Below are 16067 nucleotides of genomic sequence, written 5' to 3'. Positions count from 1 at the left end.
CGGAGCAGAAACATGACCCTGCAGGCAGTGCGAGCCGACGCAACACATCTGGATGCGCTGGCGCCGTTGTTCGACGCTTATCGAAGTTTTTACCAGCAGCCGTCGAACCTTGTGCAATCGCGAGCCTTCATCGCTGAACGCATGGCTGCGAGCGAATCGGCAATTTTTCTCGCGCAGGATGAACACGGCGAGGCGCTGGGTTTCGTGCAGCTGTATCCGACGTTCTCGTCCATCGATGCCCACCGCACCTGGCTGCTCAGTGATCTGTTCACCACGCCCATCGCACGTGGGCGCGGGGTGGGTCGATTGCTGATGAACACGGCGCGTGACTTTGCCTTGGCGAGCGGCGCCAAGGGCCTGGTGCTGGAAACCGCTAACGACAACCTTACGGCGCAAGGCTTGTACGAATCCCTCGGCTACGTACGCGACAGTGGGTATTACACCTACGTCCTCGACTTGCGGCAGGGCTGAGCAAGTTTTTTTGCCGATTTCCTCAATTCAGGCTTTCGCCCGGGGCCCGCTCTCTCTAGAATCCGCCCGGCCTTCGCAATGAAGGCTCAATGCCATCATTTGGTCTTGTACACATAGGGACGGACATCATGCAATTCGGGAAAATTCTGGCGCTGGGGCTGGTACTTGCGCTGGGCGGTTGTGCCAGTTTCACCAAAGACGAAGTAGCGCCAGTGACGATGCCGTCGATGGCCAACTATGCCAACAAGCCAAACGTCTACGTGGATTTCGATTTTTATCAGGGCGAACCGAAAAGCGGCTCCGCCGTGGAAGTGCCGCAAGCGCGCGATCAACTGAAACCGCAGCTGCAAAAAATTCTCACCGATTCGGGCCTGTTCGGCCGTGTCACCCTGGACGAGTTCCAGAAGCAGCCGGGCGACTACAGCCTGCGTCTGAAAATGTACAACCATCCGCCGAATGCCGGTTCCATGGTGTTGGCCTTCATCAGCGGCTTCAGCATGATGGTGATCCCGGCGTATGGCACCGATCAGTACACCTTGAGCCTGGAAGGCATGGATGGCCAAGGTCAGGCCCTGACCACCGCGAGCAATCACGATGCGGTTGGCACCTGGTTCGGCATCTGGTTTATCCCGCTGATGGCCAACACGCCTAAAGAAGCGGTGAATGACACCTTCACCCGTCAGGTCAACGCGCTGCTCAAGCAGATGGTTGATAGCAAGAACCTCAAGTACTCGGCACTTGAAACTCGTATTCCTCGGGCTTGATGCGAAAAAAAAGAGCCGCGATTGCGGCTCTTTTTTTGCCCTTACTTCAGGGCCTGAATGAACTGTGGATCGCTGTACAGTTCTTTCAGCAAGTCACGCACCATCGGGTTGTAAGCGTTGACCGCGTTCGGAATCGCAATGAAACCGAAAAAGCTGCTGCTCCACTGGCTGCTGACGTTCTTGGTCGCGTCGTACACCACATCGTTACCGTTGAACAGGGTGAAGCGTGCGGCCAGTTTGCCGTCGCCCGTGCCCATGCCGGCGGACAGTTCGTTTTTCACCACCAACACTTTCAACTGACGCTGCGCCTGCGGATCGAGCAGACCGGCCTTGCGCAGTTCTTCAGTGATCGCGTCCTGAATGTGTGCCGGGATGCTGCCGGACGGCGAGCGCACCGGGTTGGCGCGGACCACCAGCGAACCTTCACCGGATTCGGCGGTGACCTGAGGATTGCTGATCGCATGCAGCGGCGGGGTTTGCTTGAGCTTCTGGACGTTCTCGAAGCTCGGCTCGTAGCGGGTCATGGTCATGCCACAGCCTTGCAACAGCAGGGCCAGCATCGGGATCAACAACAGCGACTTCTTCACGGCAGTTCCTTGCGTGGAAATAGAGGAGGGCGCGAATTATGGGCAGAGTGCCATCATTGGGCAACCTCGTTCGTTTGCGCGTTGAGCAATTGTTCGATCTGCGCCAATTCCCAGGTACTGAGCAAGCTCACCGGGTCGGTGCCGTAACGCTGCCAACGCTCTAGCGAGCCTTCTTGTCCATCGCCGCTGCGGGCGGATTCACAGTGATGTAATCGCCCCTCGGCAAAATCCAGCAGCAGACACCAGCCGTCGATATCGACTGTGACCAGTCCGGTCTCGGCAGGTGCTTCGCAGACTTTGAACGGGAGCACACCGAGCGCCGCTTCACGCAAACGCTGGCACACTTCGCGGGACGTCAGAAATGCAGACATGTCGAACTCGATGAATACAGGAGCGCGCCAGCATAAAGGCCGGGCCGACAAGTGTCAGCGTTCACTGGCTCGATCCGGAACAATTCCGTAACATCCGCAACCCTCTTTTTCCCGAACACCTGCTGCCGCGCTCGACGGCCGCTCAATCAGGTAAGCCATGAAACCGATTCGTCTGCGCGCCGATGTCCTGGCCGGACTCACCACCTCGTTTGCCCTGTTGCCCGAATGCATTGCGTTCGCGCTGGTGGCGCACCTCAATCCGCTGATGGGCCTGTACGGCGCTTTCATCATCTGCACGCTGACGGCGTTGTTCGGCGGGCGGCCGGGCATGGTCTCCGGCGCGGCGGGTTCGATGGCCGTGGTCATCGTCGCGCTGGTGGTGCAGCACGGCGTGCAGTATTTGCTGGCGACGGTGTTGCTAGGTGGTTTGATCATGATGGCGTTCGGGCTGCTGCGTCTGGGCAAACTGGTGCGCATGGTGCCGCACCCAGTGATGCTCGGCTTCGTCAACGGTCTGGCGATCATCATTGCGCTGGCGCAACTGGAACATTTCAAGAACGGTGAGGACTGGCTCAGCGGCACGCCGTTGTACCTGATGACCGGGCTGGTGCTGCTGACCATGGCCATCGTCTACATTCTGCCGCGTCTGACAAAAACGGTGCCGCCGGCACTGGTGGCGATTCTCGGTGTCGGCCTGTTGGTCTACCTGTTCGGCCTGCCGACCCGTACCCTTGGCGACATGGCGCACATTGCCGGCGGTTTGCCGACTTTCGCTTTGCCGGACATCCCGTGGAATGTCGAAACCCTGCGCATCATTGCGCCTTACGCGATTTTGATGGCGCTGGTCGGTTTGCTGGAAACCCTGCTGACGTTGAACCTCACCGATGAAATCACTGAAACCCGTGGCTATCCGGATCGCGAGTGCGTGGCGCTTGGTGCGGCGAATATGGTCTCGGGTGCGTTCGGCGGTATGGGCGGTTGCGCGATGATCGGTCAGACGGTGATCAATCTTAGCTCCGGTGGGCGCGGGCGTTTGTCCGGTGTGGTCGCGGGCGTGCTGATTCTTTTGTTCATTCTGTTTCTGTCGCCGCTGATCGAGCGTATTCCGCTGGCGGCGCTGGTGGGTGTGATGTTTGTGGTGTCGCAGCAGACTTTTGCCTGGGCGTCGTTGCGGGTGGTGAACAAAGTGCCGCTTAACGATGTGCTGGTGATCATTGCTGTGACCACTATCACGGTGTTCACTGATCTGGCCACTGCGGTGCTGTGCGGCATCATTATCGCTGCGCTTAACTTTGCCTGGCAGCAGGCCCGTGAGCTGTATGCCGATGAGCATCTGGAGGCTGACGGCAGTAAGCTTTATCGTTTGCATGGCACGTTGTTTTTTGCCTCGACTGCGCCGTTTCTCAATCAGTTCGATCCGGCTAATGATCCGGCTCGGGTGACTTTGGATTGTCGGCATTTGAGTTTTGTTGATTATTCGGCGATTGCGGCGTTGAAGACTTTGCGTGAGCGTTATGCCAAGGCGGGTAAGCATTTGCAGGTGTTTCATTTGTCTGAGCGGTGCAAGAAACTGCTGAAGCGGGCGGGTGAGGAGCATCACTGATTAACTGGCTTACTGGGTACATATCCGTTGCTGCGGTCACGGCGACTTAGGGTTCCGCCCTTACGGCGGGTCACCTTTTCCAAACGCCGAAAAGGTAACCCAAAAGGCTTGCTCCTACGTGCGGCCCGCTCGCTGGGGCTCGGGGTTCCTTCGCTCCGGGATCCATCCGGGCGCATCGCCTACGGTTTGCTTCGCTGCACCTCCTCTCGATGCATTTGGCTGCGCCAAACGGTCGCTGCGCTCCCACCCCCGGATGAATCCCTCCACTCAGCCTTCCGACGTCGCCCGTGGATCAAGATCAAGATCAAAAGCTGCAGCCGAGCTAACGCTCATCCTGTTGAGTGGGGCGGCTTTGCCGCTTGGGTTGTACGCACGTTAAAACTGTGGGAGCGAGCCTGCTCGCGAAGGCGGCCTGCCAGCCGACCTGTTTCTGGCGGGTTGTAGGCGGTCCAATTGTAGGAGTGAGCCTGCTCGCGATAGCGGTGTGTCATTCAAAGATGCTTTGAATGACACACCGCTATCGCGAGCAGGTCAGCTCCCACAGGTTTTGTGTGGCCGGATTCAGATGGCCGGGAAGTCGATGTCGGTCAGCGCCGCGTTGTTCAGGTAGTTGGTCAGGCTCTGCACGGCCACCAGTGCAATCACTTCAATGATCTTCACGTCGTCGATACCGGCGGTGCGGGCGGTGGTGATCTGTTCATCAGTCAAATGGCCGCGGCTTTCGGTCAACTGGCGGGCGAGGGTGGCGTAGGCGTTGAGTTCGCCTTGGCGGGCGGCGGCGATGTCTTGCGCCGAGAGTCCGGCCTTGCCGGCAAACAGGGTGTGTGCGGCCAGGCAGTAGTCGCAACCGTTGACCTGCGACGTGGCGAGGTACACCGCTTCTTTTTCCTGGGCGCTCAGCGAGGTCTTGCCGAGGATTGCTGAGGCTTGCACGTAGGTTTCCAGGGCCACCGGCGCTTTGGCCAGGGTGGTGAAGACGTTGGGCAGGAAACCGATTTTCTTTTTCACGCCTTCCAGCACTGGGCGGCTGGCGTCGGCGGCGTTTTCGAGGCTGATAGCGTGGATGCGGCTCATGGTGATTCTCCGAAAGTCCGGTGCGAAGTGCACCGGGGATGGAGCCATGTTATTAAGTGAGGCTGGTGGATTGGCGGCAAATCGTCGAGGATATGCGGCAGATCGTCCAGATCTGGCGTTCGCTGACAGATTTGTGGTGACTGGACGGGCGTCTTCGCGAGCAGGCTCACTCCCACAGGGGAATGTATTTCAAATGTGGGAGCGAGTTTGCTCGCGAAGGTCGCGGCGCAGTCTCAGCGCTGAAAAGAATACAAGCCGCCCGATAACTGTTGGAGCCGTCCATGGATCGCCTGTCTACCTTGCTCAGCCATTTCGGTGTCAATGCCGGGACCTTTCACAGCGGCACGTTTTGCGGCCTCAGCGTTCACGACGGCGAGCCATGCGGCCATGTGCATCTGTTGCAGGCCGGCGAGTTGCTGCTCAAGCCGGGCAGCGAACGCGAGATCCGCCTCAGTGAGCCGTCGCTGATTTTCTTCCCCCGACCTTTTGCCCATCGCATGTTCGCCGACGAGGCGATGGACACCCAAGTAGTCTGCGCAACGTTGACGTTTGATGGCGGTTCCGGCAATGCGCTGGCGGCAGCGCTGCCGGATTATCTGGTGCTGAAACTGACGGATATTCCGGAGCTGGGCAACACCGTGGAATGGTTGTTCAAGGAAGCGTTCGAAGGGCATTGCGGGCGCGTGGCGGTGATGGATCGCCTGTTCGAGCTGCTGGTGATTCTGCTGTTGCGGCACCTGATCGGCAGCCGCGAACAACAACCGGGGATGATCGCCGGGCTGGCCGATCCACGTTTGTCGCGCGCCTTGAACCTGATGCACGAGCAACCGCAAAAGCCATGGAGCGTGGCGGATCTGGCGTCTGTCGCCAACCTGTCCCGCGCCGGGTTCGCCGAGCAGTTTCGCCGGGTTGTGGGGCAGACGCCGGCCGATTATCTGCTGAGCTGGCGCGTCAGTCTGGCGCAGAAGCGTCTGCGCGAAGGCAAGCCGATTGCGCTGATTGCCGAGGAGGTCGGTTATGAAAGTCCGTCGGCGCTGGCCCGGGCGTTTCGGCGCAAGACCGGGCTCAGTCCGCGCGAGTGGAAGGCGGGCGCCTGAAGATCATTTGGCGAATTTCTTCGCCCCGGCCACACACAGAATCACGCCCAATGTCACGGCGAGCATGCCAATGCTGACGTGTTCATGCAGCAGTGTCGTGGCCAGCGCCAGACCAAAAAACGGCTGGAGTAATTGCAACTGACCGACCGCGGCAATCCCGCCCTGAGCCAGGCCGCGATACCAGAACACAAAGCCGATCAGCATGCTGAACAGCGACACATAGCCCAGACACAGCCACGCCGACAGGCTGATCGTGCTGAACGAGGCGGGCGCCAGCCACAGACTCAACACCGCCATGAGCGGTAGCGAAAGCACCAGTGCCCAGCAAATCACCTGCCAGCCGCCGAGGGTTCGCGACAGTTTCGCGCCTTCGGCATAACCGAGGCCGCAGGCCAGAATGGCCGCGAGCATCAGCAGGTCACCGATGGGCGAGGCCGTCAGCCCTTGCGCGAGGGCGAAGCCGACCACCAGCGCGCTGCCGAGCATCGAGAACATCCAGAACACCGGTCGCGGTCGCTCACCGCCGCGCAGCACGGCAAAAATCGCCGTGGCCAGTGGCAGCAAACCGACAAACACAATCGAATGTGCTGACGTCACGTGTTGCAGCGCCAGTGCGGTCAGCAGCGGGAAACCGAGCACCACGCCCATCGCGACGGTAAACAGCCCCAGCCACTGATGACGCGCCGGGCGCCGTTGGCGAAACAGCCACAGCAGCGCCACCGCCAACACCCCGGCAATCGCGGCGCGCAGCACTGTGAGAAACACCGGATCGAACTCCAGCACTGCCAGGCGCGTGGCCGGCAGCGAACCGCTGAAGATCACCACGCCGATAAAGCCATTGATCCAGCCGCTGGTTTTTTCCACTGCCGGGGTCGTCAGGTTCGAGGTTCGTTCCATAGCAGATCACGCTCAGAAGTGGGTTGCGTTGCGGTCATGCTAGGGCCGAGAATCAGCACAATCAAAGAATTGTCATGGATACATCCGGCATGCCACGTTCGCGCTACAAGACCATCGTCGATGCCTATGCGGCCGACATTCGTTCGGGGCAGTTGCCGCCGGGTACGCGGTTGCCGACCCACCGGCAACTGGCTGCTGAGGAAGGGCTGGCGCTGGTCACGGCTTCGCGGGTGTACGCGGAGCTGGAGGCCATGGGCCTGGTCAGCGGCGAAACCGGGCGCGGCACGTTTGTCCGCGAAACATCGTTGTCAGCGGGGCAGGGCATCGACCAGAAGCAGATCGCGGTCGGCATGATCGACCTTAACTTCAACTACCCGTCGTTACCCGGTCAGGCAGATTTGTTGCGCACGGCGTTACGGCAATTGGCATTGTCGGGCGATCTGGAGGCGTTGCTGCGTTATCAGCCACACGCCGGTCGTGCGCACGAGCGCGCGTCCGTCGCTCGGCATCTGCTGACGCGCGGCGTGCAGGTCCAGGCCGAGCAGGTGCTGATCGTCAACGGCGCCCAGCAAGGCTTGGCGGTGACACTGATGGCGCTGCTCAAACCCGGCGATGTGATTGCCGCCGACGCGCTGACCTATTCCGGTTTCAAAGTGCTGGCCGACGCGCTGCATCTGGAAGTCGTGGCGATTCCGTTCAGTGCGCAGGGGCCGGATCTCGCAGCGCTGGACAAACTCTGCCGCGGCCGCTCGGTGCGCGCGGTGTACAGCATGCCGACGCTGCACAATCCGCTGGGTTGGGTGATGCCTTTGGCGCAACGGGAACAGTTGGTGGCGATTGCCCGTCGGCATGATCTGACCCTCATCGAAGACGCGGCCTACGCGTTTCTGGTGGAAAACCCACCTCCGGCGCTGGTCGATCTGGCGCCGGAGCGCACGGTGTACGTCTCGGGCCTGTCGAAAAACATCGCCACTGGCCTGCGCGTCGGTTTCATCGCCGCCCCGACCGACGTGGTGCCAGCACTTGAGCGCATCATTCGCGCCACGACCTGGAACACGCCGGGCGTCATGACTGCCATCGCCTGTGGCTGGCTCGATGACGGCACGGTGACGCTGCTTGAGGAGCAGAAGCGCAACGACGCCAAGGCGCGCCAGGCGCTGGCGGCCGAAGTGTTGAAAGGACTGCCGGGTATTGGCCATCCGGCGTCGTATTTCTTGTGGCTACCGTTGCCGGAAGACGTGCGTGCCGATCAGATTGTCGTGGAGCTGATGCACGAGCAGATTTCCGTCACCACCGCCGAGCCGTTTTCGGTGTCAGGCCATGCGCCGCATGCGATTCGGCTGGCATTAGGCTCGGTGGACATGGACGTGTTGCGTCACGCATTGATTAAAATCAGAAAGGTCGTTGGCGCTTACCTGTAAAAACAAAATGCTACCCTTGCGCCGCCCGATGCAGACCGACCCGGAACCCTCGATGAAAAACACCGCTGCACTGTCACTCGCCGTGATTCTCGGCACCAGCCTGTTCACTACGTTCAGCCATGCCGCAGGCGACCCCGAAGCCGGCGCGAAAATCTTCCCGCGTTTGTGTGGTGGCTGCCATCAGGTCGGCGAATCGGCCCGCCCGGGGTTTGGCCCGCAGCTCAATGGCATCATTGGTCGGCCTGCCGGGACGTCGGCCAACTATGTGTATTCCGAGGCGATGAAGAACTCGGGGGTGACCTGGGATCGTGACACGCTGATCGCTTATCTGAAGGATCCGAAAGGCGTGGTGCCGGGTACGCGGATGATTTTCTGGGGGCTGAGCGACGAAGAAAAACTCGACAACCTGTTGGCTTATCTTCAGACCTTCTCGCAATAACGGCAGGAGCTGCCGAAGTCCCTGATTGAAAAATGACATGAAAAAGCTATTCGGCGTTTTTGCCGCCTTCAAGGAACCCACCATGAAATCTTTGCTATTGGCAGCGCCGCTGTTGCTTGCCACCGGACTGGCCCACGCCGGCATCCCCCTGCTCAACGCTACGTGCCCGGGCAAGATCGAAGTGCACGCCGATGAGGGCGGTCCGATCTACATCAATGGCAAGGAAGGCCAGTTGAAGAAATTCAACGACAACTACTTCGAAGCCAAAGGCGCTGGCGTGACCATTTCCCTGAGCATCAATCCCGACGGTTCGCCTGCGGTGTCGTACACCGGGAAGAACAGGGCCAACGGCATTTGTGAAGTGAAGCAGGACTGATCACGCGACCTGATTACGGCCCGCTGCTTTGGCTTGATAGAGCTGCTGATCGGCGCGCTTGATCAATGCGTTGTGGCTGTTGTCGGCCGGATCCGCCAAGCCGACACCGATGCTCACCGTTACATTCCCGACCACCGGAAAATCGGCCTCGGCAACCGCCGCGCGAATTTTCTCGGCGACAACTTCCGGCGTGTCGGGTTTGGCAATTTCCGGCAACAGCACAGCGAACTCTTCGCCGCCGTAGCGGGCGACGAAATCGGTGGTGCGCAAGCTGCTCTGAATCAATTGCGCCAACTGTTGCAGCACATCATCGCCCACAGAGTGGCCGTGGCTGTCATTGATTTGTTTGAAGTGATCAGCATCGATCAACAGCAGGGAAAACGGGCGCCCGGTGCGGCGGAACAGCAGTGTGTATTCGGTGAGTTTCTCGTCGAAACGGCGACGGTTGTAAACGCCGGTCAAACCATCGTGTGTCGCCAGGCTCAACAGTTCGGCGTTGGCCTGCGTCAGCGCTGCGGTGCGTTGCGCCACGGTGGCTTCCAGCGAGGCATTGGCCTCTTGCAGTTCGCGCTCTTTACCGAGCAGCGATTGCGTCATCGCATCAATGGATTGCCCGAGCTGGGCAATTTCCCGCACCGGGTGTTGCAGCGGAAATTGCGCACCGGGTTCCTTGTTCTGCACCTGTCGGGCGGAACGGGCGAGCTGTTCGATCGGGCGGCTCAGATACAGCGCCAAATAGTAGGCGACGAGGCCGAACAGCACCGCTGCGACCACACCCAGAATCAGCAATTTGTACATCAGCAGGCGCGCCGGTTGCAGCGCGGTTTCCAATGGCTGGCGCACGGCAATCGACCACGACAGCGCCGTGCTCGATGGCGTCGGGACGCTGACCATGCTGGTGAGGAAGCCGTTACCCGCCGTCCAGCCCTGCAATTTCGAATCAGTCGCCGCCAGTTGCTGGCCCATCAGTGCTTCGGGATAGAGAATCTTGCCATCGTGATCGATGATCAACGCTTCGATATCCGGCATTGAGCTTTTATGTGAAAACGCCGCCGATTCGACAATGCGCGTCACCCAGCTCCAGTGTGCGTGAGCGCCCAGTACACCAATCACCTGACCGTCGGCGTTATGGATCGGCGCGGCGAAATCGATGAAACGCAGCGGTTCACCGTTCGGCAGCCCCGGCAGCATTTTCGCCAGCAGCACCGCTTCATGAGGGTCGCCGGTGTACTCACTGCGTAACCCGGCCTGGAACCACGGCCGTTGTTGCACCGATAGGCCGACCAGCAAGTCGTTCACCGCTTGATGCACCTTGCCCTCGGCGTCGGTGACGCCCATCCACGCATACTCAGTACGCGCCTGAGTGCGCAGCTGCATCGATTTGAGAATCGCCGGGTTGTCCAGATCGCCACGCTCCAGATGCGGTGCGCGGCTGAGCAGATAAACCTCCAACTGGCGTTCGCGCAGTTGTTCACCCAGCAACGATGCCGCCGAGCGCGCCGTGTTGAGCAGCGCATTGCCGCTGGCCTGTTTCATTTGTTCAGTGGCAATGTGACCCACGTAGAAGCCCACGCTGAGCAGCGTCAACAAAGATAAACCGGCAAACCAAAGGGTTAGGTGGCTACGCAGACTGGCTTTGAGCATGGACAGGGCAAGGTCTGTTTTGGAGTTGTGGCCGCATGGTATGCGCAATGGGCGGTGGGTGGCCAGTCGGGGAATGGATGGTTGCGGGCAGGAAAACGCCCGGCTGATCAGGCCGGGCTTTTCAGGGGATTGCGATGAAGCCAGTGATTTATGCGACGCGGCGTTCGATCAGGCGATCGGAACCACCTTCGGCAACGCGGCGTTCGATCAGGCGATCGGAACCACCTTCGGCGACGCGGCGTTCGATCAGACGATCGGAACCGCCTTCGGCAACGCGGCGTTCGATCAAGCGATCGGAACCACCTTCAGCGACGCGGCGCTCGATCAGACGATCGGAACCACCTTCGGCAACGCGGCGTTCGATCAGGCGATCGGAACCACCTTCAGCGACGCGGCGCTCGATCAGACGATCGGAACCGCCTTCAGCAACACGACTTTCAATCAACTTGTCCGAGCCGCCTTCAGCGACCTGGGTGTGTGCCGGGGTGGCGGCAAAAGCGTTAATGGCGAAAACCGAGAAAGCGATGCTGAGAAGGGTCTGGCGTTTCATGATCGTGTGCTCCGGGGTGTTGTTGGTTTGTCTGGAGCCGATGTTACGCCGTGGATTTTTTATGAGAACTTCATTGCCGTGATGGTGAACATCGACCGCAATGATGGTTCACCAATCCCCTGTAGGAGCTGCCGCAGGCTGCGATCCTTTGATCTTTCTCAGAGCGACTTCGCCGCCCGAACACACAGCTCGCCGGTCGCCCGCGTCAAAGCCAGTTCATGCAGCGCGTCGTGTGTCAGTTCTTTGCGCGCCTTGGCCAGCCACACCGGGCAATTCGCATCATGGCGATACGGCGCAAAATCGGCGTATTGCTGCAACAGCCGGGTTTGCAATTCATCCAGACGCGGGCGGATCTGCTTGCCCAGGTCGGGGCGCGGAGTATCCGGCGCAGTACCGGCCGCTTGCCATTGCGCGAGCAAACCGTACTGCACCAGTTTGTTCGCCTCCATTTGCGCAGCAATCAGTTGCGCCACCTCTTCAGCGTCGAGCTGACGCTCGGCGGCCAGCGTTCGGGCATTGGCGATGACCTGCGCCTCACGAGGGCTATCCTGAATCGGCTTGCCGCTGTCCCATTTGGTCAGGGCGACGAGATCGCCGATGTTCAGGCGTTCGTTGAGTGTTTCCAGCAACGGCTTCAAAGTTTCGGCGGGCGCGGCGGCGTGAACAGTGGTGGCGAGCAGAGCGAGGAGGGTGCCGGTCAACAGATTGGCAAAGGGCGGCATGAACAGAGCCTCAATGGGAGCAATGGGAGTGGGCAGTTGTTTACCACAGCGCTGAACCGACACCTATAGGTCCGTGCCAATTACACAGGCGTAAGCACCGGCAATAAACACCGATTTGAAATGTTAATTGCGCCCCGCGTGCAACTCGCCGAAGCTATCCTCCATCAGCCCTCCCGCCGTTCGAGATGGACCTCTATTCAATGCAAGCCGCCGCCCAACGCCCACTCTGGCACACCTATCTGCTGTTCCTCGCGCCGATGGTGCTGTCGAATTTTCTGCAATCGATGTCGGGCACGGTCAACAGCATCTACATCGGCCAAATGCTCGGCACCCAGGCGTTGGCGGCTGTGTCGGGGATGTTTCCCGTGGTGTTCTTTTTTATTGCCTTGGTGATCGGCCTTGGCGCAGGTGCCGGTGTGTTGATCGGTCAGGCCTGGGGCGCGCGTGAGCCGCACATGGTCAAGGCGATCGCCGGGGCGACACTGTTGCTGGGCGTATTGATCGGTCTGGTCGCTGCGGTGTTGGGCAGCGTATTCGCGCGCCAGGCGTTGGCGGGGTTGGGGACGCCGGCGGATGTGCTCGACGATGCCGTAGCGTATGCCCATGTGATGATGTGGATCTTGCCGTCGCTGCTGGTGTTCGTGTTGTTCACGCAGCTTTTGCGCGGGGTCAGCGATACGCTGTCGCCGTTGCTGGCGCTGGTGGTCTCGACCTGCGTCGGGCTGGCGCTGACGCCGGCGCTGATTCGCGGCTGGTTCGGCTTGCCGCAACTGGGCATTCAGAGTGCGGCGTACGCGGGGCTGGCCGGTAACCTGGCAGCGATGGCGTGGCTGGCGTGGCGTCTGATTCGCAAGGGTCATCCATTGGCGCCGGATCGCGAGTTCTTTGCCGCGCTGCGCCTCGACGGGGCGATTCTCGGCAAAGTGTTGCGCATCGGCCTGCCGACCGGCGTGCAGATGATCGTGCTGTCGCTGTCGGAGCTGGTGATCCTGGCGCTGGTCAACCAGCACGGCTCGCAAGCGACGGCGGCGTATGGCGCGGTGACGCAGATCGTTAACTACGTGCAGTTCCCGGCGTTGTCGATTGCGATCACCGCGTCGATTCTCGGCGCACAGGCCATCGGCGCCGGACGGCTGGAGCGCATGGGGCCGATTCTGCGCACCGGGCTGTTGATCAACGTGTGCCTGACCGGCGGTTTGATTGTGCTCGGCTATCTGTTGTCGCACTGGTTGCTGGGCTTGTTCCTGACCGAGGACTCGACCCGGGCAATGGCCGAGCACCTGCTGCACATCATGCTGTGGAGCCTGTTGGTGTTTGGCTTCCAGGCCATCATCGGCGGGATCATGCGCGCCAGCGGCACGGTGTTGGTACCGGTGATCATTGCGATCATTTGTGTGGTCGGTGTGCAACTGCCGGCGGCGTACTGGCTGGACGGGCAATATGGTTTGCAGGGCGTGTGGATGGCGTTTCCGGTGGCGTATCTGAGCATGCTGGTGTTGCAGACCCTTTATTACAAACTGGTCTGGCAGCATCAGAAAATCGAGCGCTTGGTGTAGGCGCTGGCACAACGCCCGGATGTTTGCTTAAGTCAATCGAGGCCTTTTACGGCAAGCCCGCCTGGAGAATCCGATGTCGATCCGATTGCTGCTGGCTGCCGCGTGTTCGCTGTGCGTCGTCTGTGCTGCGCAGGCTGTCGAATACACCCGGGTCAACACCACCGCCAGTCAAATCAGCTTTACCTACAACCAGATGGGCTCGCGAATGTACGGCACCTTCGGCAAGTTCGAGGCGACGCTGGACTTTGACACCGACAACCTCGCCAACGCCCACACCACCTTGCATATCGACCTCACCAGCATCGATGCCGGCAGCGAGGACGCCAACACCGAGCTGGTGAAACCGGCGTGGTTCGACACCGCCAGATTCCCCGTCGCGGTTTTCGAATCGAAGCGTTTTACTCAAAAAGCCGAACATCGCTACTTGATCGAAGGCCAGCTCACCCTCAAAGGCATCACCCGCGCAGTGCAGGTGCCGGTGGAGTTGAAACCGGACAATGCCATTGGCATCTTCGACGGTGAATTGGTGCTCAAACGCGACGAGTTTGGCCTCGGCGCGGGCGAGTGGGCAGACACCGTGGTGTCCAGAGACATCGCCATCAAATTCAAAGTGGTGGCGCCGCAGCGGTGACCTGGTCAGTCAATAAAACCGGTCCTGTTCTTTCATCGCCTGAATCTGCCAGAACGTTCTGCCTGAGATCAGCAGAAACAGCAACGCGAGCAACACACCGCCGGTCATGATGTAGAAGCTCGTGCGGTAACTGTGCAACTGGCTGGCGATGCAGCTTTTATCCGGCATCCACGGCGACACCAGCAGGGTGATGGGGCCATCGACTTCATACCGGGTATGCTCGACGTAGCGTTCGTCAGCGTGTTGCCCTTCATGGGGCTGGCCTTGGGCATCGGTGTATTGATAGTGAATGACCTTGCCATTGGCGTTCATTGGAATCTGTTCCAGTGCCGTGACACTGCCACGGGTTTCCACACCGTTGAAACTCAGCGCCCCATACAACATGCCCGACTTGTGTGCCATTGCAGCGAGCAGCAAAACCACGCAGCAAGCGACGGTTAGCATGACGATGCGGTTGTAGAGATGATCCTTGGCAGCTTCGCGCGGGTAGTACATGGCCGATCCTTGGTGATGTCATTTGCAGGAGACCGTTACATCGGCGCTCGGAAAAGGAACTTTAGGTGTCCGCCGGGCCGGTCACGGTATGATGTCGCGGCTCGTCGACCGCTGCGGCTGTCGGCAACGCTTTTTACCGTCGGAGTTCGTCATGCCACGCATCACCCACTACAAATCCCCATGCCCCGAAGGCGTCAACAGCCAGATTTTGCAACTGGTCGTCGACTACCTGACCGACATCAGCGCGGTCGGTCTCGGCCCGAGCAACCTGCTGTACAACGTCTATCAGTACGCAGTCGGTTATGAGGTGCATCTGTATCTGGAAGCGTTGAATGGCGAGAAGGGCATCGACGTCGAGTTGCTGGTCGCCACCGACGACGATGATCCGGAGCAAGTGATCGGTTTTCTGTTGTACCTGCCGGTGCAGGGCGATTGGGAAGCCTGCAGCGTGGCTTATATGGCCGTGCGCGAGGGGCATCGGCGTCAGGGTGTGGCGCGGGCGATGATCGGCGAAATGCTCGGGCGTTATCCCCACGCGGAACTGGCCTGCACGGTCGGCAAAGTCCCGCACTTCGAAGCGTTGGGCTTTGAGGTGATTGGCCAGCGTGAAACCCAGGTGTTGATGAGCACCCGGCATTACCGCAGCAACGGTTTGCGCGGATTTATCGACACCACGCCGATTTACCGGTCGCTGGAAGTGCAGCAGATCCACACCTATCTGCTGCAGAAAAACGGCAAGCGCGCGATGCTCGACGCTGAAAAACAACGCGATCGACACCTGGATCAGACCAGCCGCCATGTCGAGGAATTTGTCCGCCAGCGCCTGACCGTGCACTGACCTCACATCGCTGAAAAGCCCTTGCTGTGAATGGCGCAGCAAGGGCTTTTTTGTGTCCGCGATTCAGCCGAGTTTGACGTTCATGGTGATCCGCGCCGTGAACACCTGCTTGCCCTCGGTATCGCGAATATCCACGGTGACGATCTTGTCGCCTGCGCTCTGCCAATCCACGCCCTCACCACTGGCCACCGCCGTCACATCGGTTTTCGCCTTGGCCAGATATTCCACGGTCATGCCTTTGGGGATCCAGCGTGCGCCGGCCGGGATCGACACATCGGTCATCATCCCGGCGGCGAGTTCTGCGGCGTTGCACATGGCAATCGCATGCACGCTGCCGAGGTGATTGGTGATCTCTCGACGGAACGGCACTTGTACCGTCGCCGCGTTGGCGCGCAACTCGGTCACCAGTGGGTTGATGGTGCTGAAATATGGCGCGACCTGGCAGGCCATCTGGCTGAAGGCTTGCGGACCTGCGCTGTTGAACATGCTGAGAAACTGACTCATGGAAACGCCTCGCGGAAAGTGATTTGC

The 16067-nt window shown here is 60.1% G+C and carries 19 protein-coding genes; 10 read left to right on the top strand and 9 right to left on the bottom strand.

Annotated elements, in window-relative coordinates:
* Nucleotides 1-12: 12 nt before the first annotated feature.
* Nucleotides 13-471, top strand: a complete 459-nt coding sequence (locus ACRRSD_RS04335) for a GNAT family N-acetyltransferase (RefSeq protein ID WP_435037262.1) — start codon at nt 13-15, stop codon at nt 469-471.
* A 128-nt stretch (nt 472-599) separates the two neighbouring features.
* Nucleotides 600-1235 (top strand): hypothetical protein, encoded by a 636-nt coding sequence (locus ACRRSD_RS04330; RefSeq protein ID WP_038365169.1) that lies wholly within the window; start codon nt 600-602, stop codon nt 1233-1235.
* Nucleotides 1236-1276: 41 nt separating this feature from the next.
* Here ACRRSD_RS04330 and ACRRSD_RS04325 read toward each other — a convergent pair whose 3' ends face one another.
* Complete coding sequence (locus tag ACRRSD_RS04325) at nt 1277-1822, bottom strand: hypothetical protein (protein ID WP_435037261.1); 546 nt, start codon at nt 1820-1822, stop codon at nt 1277-1279.
* Between the two features lie 53 nt (nt 1823-1875).
* Nucleotides 1876-2193 carry a DUF7693 family protein gene (locus tag ACRRSD_RS04320; protein ID WP_435037260.1) on the bottom strand — a complete coding sequence of 106 codons (318 nt, stop codon included), beginning with the start codon at nt 2191-2193 and terminating at the stop codon, nt 1876-1878.
* A gap of 157 nt (nt 2194-2350) precedes the next feature.
* On the opposite strand from ACRRSD_RS04320, the gene ACRRSD_RS04315 reads away from it, so the two are divergent.
* Nucleotides 2351-3796, top strand: coding sequence for a SulP family inorganic anion transporter (locus tag ACRRSD_RS04315; protein ID WP_435037259.1), 1446 nt, complete (start codon nt 2351-2353; stop codon nt 3794-3796).
* A gap of 561 nt (nt 3797-4357) precedes the next feature.
* On the opposite strand, the gene ACRRSD_RS04310 is transcribed toward ACRRSD_RS04315, so the two are convergent.
* Nucleotides 4358-4870, bottom strand: a complete 513-nt coding sequence (locus tag ACRRSD_RS04310; RefSeq protein ID WP_435037257.1) for a carboxymuconolactone decarboxylase family protein — start codon at nt 4868-4870, stop codon at nt 4358-4360.
* A 281-nt stretch (nt 4871-5151) separates the two neighbouring features.
* Between ACRRSD_RS04310 and ACRRSD_RS04305 the strand changes: the two genes are divergently transcribed.
* Nucleotides 5152-5967 carry a cupin domain-containing protein gene (locus ACRRSD_RS04305; protein ID WP_435037256.1) on the top strand — a complete coding sequence of 272 codons (816 nt, stop codon included), beginning with the start codon at nt 5152-5154 and terminating at the stop codon, nt 5965-5967.
* A 3-nt stretch (nt 5968-5970) separates the two neighbouring features.
* On the opposite strand, the gene ACRRSD_RS04300 is transcribed toward ACRRSD_RS04305, so the two are convergent.
* Entirely contained in the window at nt 5971-6864 is an 894-nt protein-coding gene (locus ACRRSD_RS04300) for a DMT family transporter (RefSeq protein WP_435037255.1), read from the bottom strand.
* An 89-nt stretch (nt 6865-6953) separates the two neighbouring features.
* Between ACRRSD_RS04300 and ACRRSD_RS04295 the strand changes: the two genes are divergently transcribed.
* The 3 genes from ACRRSD_RS04295 to ACRRSD_RS04285 all read left to right on the top strand — a co-directional run bounded on the left by ACRRSD_RS04295 (nt 6954) and on the right by ACRRSD_RS04285 (nt 9100).
* Nucleotides 6954-8285, top strand: coding sequence for a PLP-dependent aminotransferase family protein (locus ACRRSD_RS04295; protein WP_435038474.1), 1332 nt, complete (start codon nt 6954-6956; stop codon nt 8283-8285).
* 52 nt (nt 8286-8337) lie between these two features.
* Nucleotides 8338-8724: a c-type cytochrome gene (locus ACRRSD_RS04290; RefSeq protein ID WP_435037254.1), complete on the top strand. Its 387-nt coding sequence runs from the start codon at nt 8338-8340 to the stop codon at nt 8722-8724.
* A gap of 82 nt (nt 8725-8806) precedes the next feature.
* Nucleotides 8807-9100 carry a hypothetical protein gene (locus ACRRSD_RS04285; protein WP_435037253.1) on the top strand — a complete coding sequence of 98 codons (294 nt, stop codon included), beginning with the start codon at nt 8807-8809 and terminating at the stop codon, nt 9098-9100.
* Here ACRRSD_RS04285 and ACRRSD_RS04280 read toward each other — a convergent pair whose 3' ends face one another.
* From ACRRSD_RS04280 to ACRRSD_RS04270, 3 genes are all read right to left on the bottom strand, one after another.
* Nucleotides 9101-10744 (bottom strand): sensor domain-containing diguanylate cyclase, encoded by a 1644-nt coding sequence (locus tag ACRRSD_RS04280; RefSeq protein ID WP_435037252.1) that lies wholly within the window; start codon nt 10742-10744, stop codon nt 9101-9103.
* Between the two features lie 148 nt (nt 10745-10892).
* Nucleotides 10893-11294 (bottom strand): hypothetical protein, encoded by a 402-nt coding sequence (locus ACRRSD_RS04275; protein WP_435037251.1) that lies wholly within the window; start codon nt 11292-11294, stop codon nt 10893-10895.
* Nucleotides 11295-11452: 158 nt separating this feature from the next.
* The gene (locus ACRRSD_RS04270; RefSeq protein ID WP_435037250.1) at nt 11453-12016 is read right to left on the bottom strand and encodes a chorismate mutase; all 564 of its coding nucleotides are present in this window, start codon (nt 12014-12016) and stop codon (nt 11453-11455) included.
* Between the two features lie 200 nt (nt 12017-12216).
* On the opposite strand from ACRRSD_RS04270, the gene ACRRSD_RS04265 reads away from it, so the two are divergent.
* Together ACRRSD_RS04265 and ACRRSD_RS04260 are read left to right on the top strand one after the other, a co-directional pair.
* On the top strand, nt 12217-13572 hold the full coding sequence (locus ACRRSD_RS04265; RefSeq protein ID WP_435037249.1) for an MATE family efflux transporter: 1356 nt from the start codon (nt 12217-12219) through the stop codon (nt 13570-13572).
* Between the two features lie 73 nt (nt 13573-13645).
* A complete protein-coding gene (locus ACRRSD_RS04260) occupies nt 13646-14203 on the top strand; it encodes a YceI family protein (RefSeq protein WP_435037248.1) in 558 nt (185 codons plus the stop codon).
* Nucleotides 14204-14212: 9 nt separating this feature from the next.
* Here the strand turns inward: ACRRSD_RS04260 and ACRRSD_RS04255 are convergent, their stop codons facing one another.
* On the bottom strand, nt 14213-14698 hold the full coding sequence (locus ACRRSD_RS04255) for a hypothetical protein (protein ID WP_435037247.1): 486 nt from the start codon (nt 14696-14698) through the stop codon (nt 14213-14215).
* A 151-nt stretch (nt 14699-14849) separates the two neighbouring features.
* Here ACRRSD_RS04255 and ACRRSD_RS04250 point away from each other — a divergent pair, with 151 nt between their 5' ends.
* Nucleotides 14850-15536, top strand: a complete 687-nt coding sequence (locus tag ACRRSD_RS04250; RefSeq protein WP_435037246.1) for a GNAT family N-acetyltransferase — start codon at nt 14850-14852, stop codon at nt 15534-15536.
* Nucleotides 15537-15599: 63 nt separating this feature from the next.
* Here the strand turns inward: ACRRSD_RS04250 and ACRRSD_RS04245 are convergent, their stop codons facing one another.
* Nucleotides 15600-16040: a hotdog fold domain-containing protein gene (locus ACRRSD_RS04245; RefSeq protein ID WP_435037245.1), complete on the bottom strand. Its 441-nt coding sequence runs from the start codon at nt 16038-16040 to the stop codon at nt 15600-15602.
* Nucleotides 16041-16067 lie beyond the last annotated feature (27 nt).

The sequence above is a fragment of the Pseudomonas neuropathica genome (assembly GCF_051174785.1).
Lineage (GTDB): Bacteria > Pseudomonadota > Gammaproteobacteria > Pseudomonadales > Pseudomonadaceae > Aquipseudomonas > Aquipseudomonas neuropathica_A.
The sequence above is the reverse complement of the archived record's forward strand: the minus strand, read 5'-3'. Positions and strand labels throughout refer to the sequence as shown.

Bases quoted from the DNA above. Each gene is read 5' to 3' on its own strand.
- ACRRSD_RS04315 (WP_435037259.1), top strand. From the start codon at position 2,351: ATGAAACCGATTCGTCTGCGCGCCGATGTCCTGGCCGGACTCACCACC.
- ACRRSD_RS04260 (WP_435037248.1), top strand. From the start codon at position 13,646: ATGTCGATCCGATTGCTGCTGGCTGCCGCGTGTTCGCTGTGCGTCGTC.
- ACRRSD_RS04305 (WP_435037256.1), top strand. From the start codon at position 5,152: ATGGATCGCCTGTCTACCTTGCTCAGCCATTTCGGTGTCAATGCCGGG.
- ACRRSD_RS04330 (WP_038365169.1), top strand. From the start codon at position 600: ATGCAATTCGGGAAAATTCTGGCGCTGGGGCTGGTACTTGCGCTGGGC.
- ACRRSD_RS04320 (WP_435037260.1), bottom strand. From the start codon at position 2,193: ATGTCTGCATTTCTGACGTCCCGCGAAGTGTGCCAGCGTTTGCGTGAA.
- ACRRSD_RS04280 (WP_435037252.1), bottom strand. From the start codon at position 10,744: ATGCTCAAAGCCAGTCTGCGTAGCCACCTAACCCTTTGGTTTGCCGGT.
- ACRRSD_RS04265 (WP_435037249.1), top strand. From the start codon at position 12,217: ATGCAAGCCGCCGCCCAACGCCCACTCTGGCACACCTATCTGCTGTTC.
- ACRRSD_RS04250 (WP_435037246.1), top strand. From the start codon at position 14,850: ATGCCACGCATCACCCACTACAAATCCCCATGCCCCGAAGGCGTCAAC.
- ACRRSD_RS04270 (WP_435037250.1), bottom strand. From the start codon at position 12,016: ATGCCGCCCTTTGCCAATCTGTTGACCGGCACCCTCCTCGCTCTGCTC.
- ACRRSD_RS04300 (WP_435037255.1), bottom strand. From the start codon at position 6,864: ATGGAACGAACCTCGAACCTGACGACCCCGGCAGTGGAAAAAACCAGC.
- ACRRSD_RS04275 (WP_435037251.1), bottom strand. From the start codon at position 11,294: ATGAAACGCCAGACCCTTCTCAGCATCGCTTTCTCGGTTTTCGCCATT.
- ACRRSD_RS04255 (WP_435037247.1), bottom strand. From the start codon at position 14,698: ATGTACTACCCGCGCGAAGCTGCCAAGGATCATCTCTACAACCGCATC.
- ACRRSD_RS04290 (WP_435037254.1), top strand. From the start codon at position 8,338: ATGAAAAACACCGCTGCACTGTCACTCGCCGTGATTCTCGGCACCAGC.
- ACRRSD_RS04295 (WP_435038474.1), top strand. From the start codon at position 6,954: ATGCCACGTTCGCGCTACAAGACCATCGTCGATGCCTATGCGGCCGAC.
- ACRRSD_RS04310 (WP_435037257.1), bottom strand. From the start codon at position 4,870: ATGAGCCGCATCCACGCTATCAGCCTCGAAAACGCCGCCGACGCCAGC.
- ACRRSD_RS04335 (WP_435037262.1), top strand. From the start codon at position 13: ATGACCCTGCAGGCAGTGCGAGCCGACGCAACACATCTGGATGCGCTG.
- ACRRSD_RS04285 (WP_435037253.1), top strand. From the start codon at position 8,807: ATGAAATCTTTGCTATTGGCAGCGCCGCTGTTGCTTGCCACCGGACTG.
- ACRRSD_RS04245 (WP_435037245.1), bottom strand. From the start codon at position 16,040: ATGAGTCAGTTTCTCAGCATGTTCAACAGCGCAGGTCCGCAAGCCTTC.